At 56.2% G+C, this 2,899-nt stretch carries 2 protein-coding genes and 2 pseudogenes; 1 reads left to right on the top strand and 3 read right to left on the bottom strand.

Annotation, left to right across the window (positions count from 1 at the left end):
• A pseudogene (locus ACR0EN_RS21200) lies at positions 1 to 840 on the bottom strand (transposase); the annotation flags it as partial.
• A gap of 74 nt (positions 841 to 914) precedes the next feature.
• On the opposite strand from ACR0EN_RS21200, the pseudogene ACR0EN_RS21195 reads away from it, so the two are divergent.
• Positions 915 to 1,196, top strand: a pseudogene (locus ACR0EN_RS21195) (IS110 family transposase); the annotation flags it as partial.
• 177 nt (positions 1,197 to 1,373) lie between these two features.
• On the opposite strand, the gene ACR0EN_RS21190 reads toward ACR0EN_RS21195, so the two are convergent.
• Both ACR0EN_RS21190 and ACR0EN_RS21185 read right to left on the bottom strand, forming a co-directional pair.
• On the bottom strand, positions 1,374 to 2,348 hold the full coding sequence (locus ACR0EN_RS21190; RefSeq protein WP_480425612.1) for an ExeA family protein: 975 nt from the start codon (positions 2,346 to 2,348) through the stop codon (positions 1,374 to 1,376).
• Positions 2,348 to 2,809 carry a hypothetical protein gene (locus tag ACR0EN_RS21185; RefSeq protein ID WP_480424837.1) on the bottom strand — a complete coding sequence of 154 codons (462 nt, stop codon included), beginning with the start codon at positions 2,807 to 2,809 and terminating at the stop codon, positions 2,348 to 2,350. Before ACR0EN_RS21185 ends, ACR0EN_RS21190 begins: the two co-directional genes overlap by 1 nt.
• Between the last annotated feature and the right edge of the window lie 90 nt (positions 2,810 to 2,899).

Below are 2,899 nucleotides of genomic sequence, written 5' to 3'. Positions count from 1 at the left end.
GATAGAACCATCCCCAGCCGATCACCTTCAGATAGGTAAAGTCCGTCTGCCAGAGCTGGTTCGGCCGTGTCGTCTTGTCGTGGAACTCATCTTCTGCTGACAAAACCACATAGGCCGGGCTGGTGATCAGATCGTAAGACTTGAGGATGCGGTAGACCGAAGCCTCTGACACAAAGTACTTTTCTGTGTCGGTGAAGCGAACAGCCAACTCACGCGGGGAAAGCTCACTTTCCTTCAGAGCCAGATCTTTGATCTTCTCGCGCACTGGCGTGGGAATGCGGTTCCAGACCCGTGACGGCGTGGGTCTACGATCTTCAAGCGCCTCGGGGCCGCCGACGAGATATCGGTCGTACCAGCGATAGAAGGTGGTCTTCGGAATGCCCAGCTTCTCCAAAGTGCGCTTGGTCGGGAGATGCGAACCTTCGACGAGGCGGATGACTTCCAGTTTTTCGGATGCGGGATAACTCATTCGTCGTCGTCCCCATCCGCGACCATGCTTTTTTTGAGCAACCGCAGTTCAAGAGCCTGTTCGGCAACCACTTCCTTCAGATCACGGGCTTCCCATCTCAGATCCTTCACTTCGGTGGAAGTTGCCGCGCGGGCCGTGTCGCCTGCCAGACGTTTCTTGCCGGCTTCCAGGAATTCCTTGGACCAGCTGTAGTAGAGGCTCTGCGCGATGCCTTCACGGCGGCAGAGCTCTGCAATGCTGTCCTCGCCTTTTAGGCCGTCCAGCACGATCCTGATCTTCTCTTCTGCGGAGTACTGTTTGCGGGTCGCACGGCGAATGTCCTTTACGACCTTCTCACCGTGGCTCTGCTTGGTTCCGGGTTTCTTTCTCATCTTATGGAATGGACGCCCCTTGCACCGATGCCGATAGTTTTCGGCAGACGTATCAAGCAGAAGGAGTTCACAGAATGCAGTTACTTGCGATTGATTTAGGCAAACAGTCGTTTCACATCCACGGAATCACCAATGAGGGCGAGGTAATCTCGAAGAAGGTGACCAGATCAAAACTCGCCGCTGCCGTTCAGGAGTATTCCCCGGAAACAGTCGCCATGGAGGCTTGTGCCAGCGCTCATCACTGGGGCAGACAGTTTGAGGCGCAAGGCTATGCCGTGCGCCTCGTTCATCCGCGGTTCGTAATGCCGTTTGTCAAAGGCTCCAAGAACGCCGCTGTTGATGCCGAGGCGATCTATGTGTAGCGGCTTGAGATCATAATCCGTTGGGCGCGAGATCATCGCTGTTTCTGGCTCAGATTATTTGAGACTATAATTCGATTTGGGACCACTTTATTTGAGAACGGGCTCAGAATAATTGAGACGGGCTCACATTTCTGAGACTGGGATCGGTGGGGTGAGACCATCCACATGACCTCATAGCGACAACCCCGCCATCCGCATTCGCTCTGCCAATTCGCGGGTCCGCGCGGGTTCAAGCTGCCCGCTCAGGAAGCGTTTGATCTCGGCAGGTTTGGACTGGAACTGATCCGCCAATACCTTCACAGAATAGCCCTGCCGGGTGAGACGTGGCTCCAAGTCATCAAAGTCGGGGGCCAGGGTGGCCGACACAATATCCGGCGTGATTGGTTTCTGGCCGATGCGGAACCCGGCCTCCAATGCCCGGTTTAAATATTCGGCAAACTGTAAGGGTGTGGTCAGGCGCTCTGCCAGTAGGTCCAGCGCCGCCGGTTCGATAATCTCGTCAAGTGGAGCGTCGTCCTCGGTACACTGGTCCAAAAGCCAGTCGAGATAGGTTCGGGACTCTTCCCCCAATCCTTCGAAGGGCAGGATATCAGTGCGATGCCCGATCTCTTCCATCGTTGGGCGGCGAAGGTCGTTTCGCAGCTTCGGATGGCCGACCAGAATAACGGACAGATTGCCTCCGCCGCGCGCGATCACTTCCATCAGGCGTTTCAGCCCGATCAATGTCTTTCCATACAGATCATGGGCCTCATCGACAAACAGCGCCACGGGCTTTCCGGAGCGGGCTACCAGCTTCTGAAGTTCTCGTTCCCTCTTTTCACCTTGGGTTGGAATCTTTGGTTCTTTCTCTCGTGAGAGATCGTAGAACAGGGCTGAGATTAGCGTCGGAACGGTCGTGCGGGCTTTGTCCACCGACAGGCTTTCGGCGACAGTGACCTTCTTTTCGCGCGCAATTTCATCTTGCAACCGGTGCAGGAACACAGTCTTGCCGATGCCAACTGGGCCTGTCACAGCGATCAGGCGTCCGGTTCCAATGCCCGCCCGGACGGTGTGGGTGATCTGACGATGGTTCTCGGTCTCATAGAATCCGGCAGCTCGCCAGTCCTTGATCAGCCCATATCGCGCCATGATCTCGGCATTCAGCATTACTCGCTCTCCTCTTCAGCGGCCGGTCGCTTAGGCGAGAACCGGGCAGTTATTCCTTGTTTGATTTCCGTCTTGTCGAGCGTGCGGTCGACAAGATCATTCACGAACGACAGATCCTCGTCTGTCAGGCGGGCCAGCGGCTTGTGCAGCAAATCCGAGACCCCGCGCAGCGCATCCAATCGGCTGCTATAGGTGAACTCTCCATAGGGATCCGGATCGACAAAGGCCTGGCTGGCGAACGGCAGTACGTCTGCGGCTTTGGCCAGGCTTGAATCCAACCCGGCAAGCGCCGATCTGGGCACCGAGATCTTCTGCGCAAGATCTCCGATCCTGTCGGCCCGTGCCTGTGTTTGTGTTTTCTTGGGCTTGCGATAGCGATGCAGCGGGATAGGCCCACCTGTCGGGCGGTAGGGGCCAAAGCGCTTGTCGTTCCACTCAACGAACAGCTCGTGATCAAACACCTGCAGACCTGGTTAAGAAAGGTGGGCATTAAGCCGATCCAAATCTACCCGGGATCACCTTGGGAGAATGGATACAACGAGCGCTTCAAT

This window comes from Ruegeria sp. AB7 (genome assembly GCF_056542625.1).
Note: the sequence above shows the minus strand (reverse complement) of the source record. Positions and strands in the feature narration are given on the sequence as shown.